The organism is Streptomyces sp. 13-12-16, assembly GCF_002114215.1.
Taxonomy (GTDB): domain Bacteria; phylum Actinomycetota; class Actinomycetes; order Streptomycetales; family Streptomycetaceae; genus Streptomyces.
The window spans coordinates 1-1,418 of sequence record NZ_NCTE01000714.1 but is presented as its reverse complement, the minus strand read 5'-3'; the positions used below and the strand labels follow the sequence as shown (position 1 = coordinate 1,418).

Sequence of the window (1,418 nt, the reverse complement as noted above, 5' to 3'; positions counted from 1 at the left end):
CCCGGCTGGTGCGCGCCGCCGCCGCCGAGGCCGCCGCCCGGCCCGCGGTCGAGGCGCTGCGCATGCAGGGCGAGACGTGGTGGCGGACGGCCGTCGGCTATGTCGGCCGCTCCATGCTGCGCACCCTGGCCGCCGACGCCGGCACCCGGCTGACCGGCGTGCTCTACCTGGTCGCCACGGCCGCGTTCCTCGGTGTCGGCGTGGCACCCGACGCCGCCGACTGGGCGGTCATGGTCGACCGCAACCGCACCGGCCTGTTCGTCCAGCCGTGGGCCGTGGTCGTCCCCGCCGTACTGATCGTCGCGCTGACGACGGGGACGAACCTCCTCTTCGACGCCGCGCTGGACAAGGGCGGGCGCCGAGGCCCGCGCCGGACGGAGAAGGAAGCACACCCGTGAAGCACGAGTACGAGAAGGGCACCGGCGGAGACACCGGCGTGGGTGCCGACGTGGACACCGGCGGTGATCCCGTGGCCGAGATCCGCGACCTGCGCGTTGTCGTCGACGGCCGGGCGATCGTCGACGGGGTGAGCCTGCGGGTGCTGCCCGGCAGGGTCACGGCGCTGATCGGCGCGTCCGGCAGCGGCAAGACCACCACCGGCCTCGCCCTGCTCGGCGAGTACCCGGCGGGCGCCCGGGTCACCGGCGACGTACGGGTGACGGCCGGCGGCCTCGTCGGCTACGTGCCCCAGCATCCGGCGGCGGCGCTCAACCCCGCCCGCCGGATCTCCGCGCTGCTGACCGACATCGCCCGCGCCCAGGTGCGCCGGCTGCCGGCGCGGCAACGCCGGACGGCGGCCCGCGAACGTGTTCTACAGGCGTTGACCGAGGCACAACTACCTGCCCCCGAAACCCTGTTGCGGCGTTATCCGCACCAGCTCTCCGGCGGCCAGCAGCAACGCGTCGTCCTCGCCCAGGCGTTGCTGCTGGGCGCGCGCGTCGTCGTCGCCGACGAGCCCACCACCGGCCAGGACGCCCTGACCAAGAGCCGTATCGTCGAGCGGTTCAGGGCCGTCGCGGCCCGCGGCATCGCGGTGGTGCTGCTCAGCCACGACCTGGACGTGGTGCGCGCGCTCGCCGACGAGGTGGTGGTCCTGCGGGCGGGCCGGGTCATCGAATCGGGCCCGGCCGGGCGGATCCGGTCCTCGCCCCGGCACGAGTGGACCCGCGAACTGTTCGGCGAACAGGTGGAGCCACCGGACCCGCACGAGTCGACCGGGCAACCGGAACCGCGCGTACACGGGCTGCCCCACGCGCGTACGGAGTCACCGGGCCCGGACGAGCCGACCGGACGGCCGGGGGCGCCGGCACGTGGGCCGCTCAACCGGCACACGGAGTCGCGGGACCCGGACGGCCACACCGCCCGCACCGGGCGGCCCGTGCTGCGGGTGCGCGGGCTGACCGCCCGGCACCGCGACG

Annotated in this window: 2 protein-coding genes; both read left to right on the top strand. The window is 75.7% G+C overall.

The features are described from left to right. A partial coding sequence (locus B7767_RS26890) for an ABC transporter permease subunit (RefSeq protein ID WP_143652651.1) occupies positions 1 to 398 on the top strand: 398 nt, incomplete at its 5' end. A 38-nt stretch (positions 399 to 436) separates the two neighbouring features. Further along, positions 437 to 1,418 (top strand): ATP-binding cassette domain-containing protein (locus B7767_RS26885; protein ID WP_143652652.1); only part of this gene is annotated, 982 nt, incomplete at its 3' end.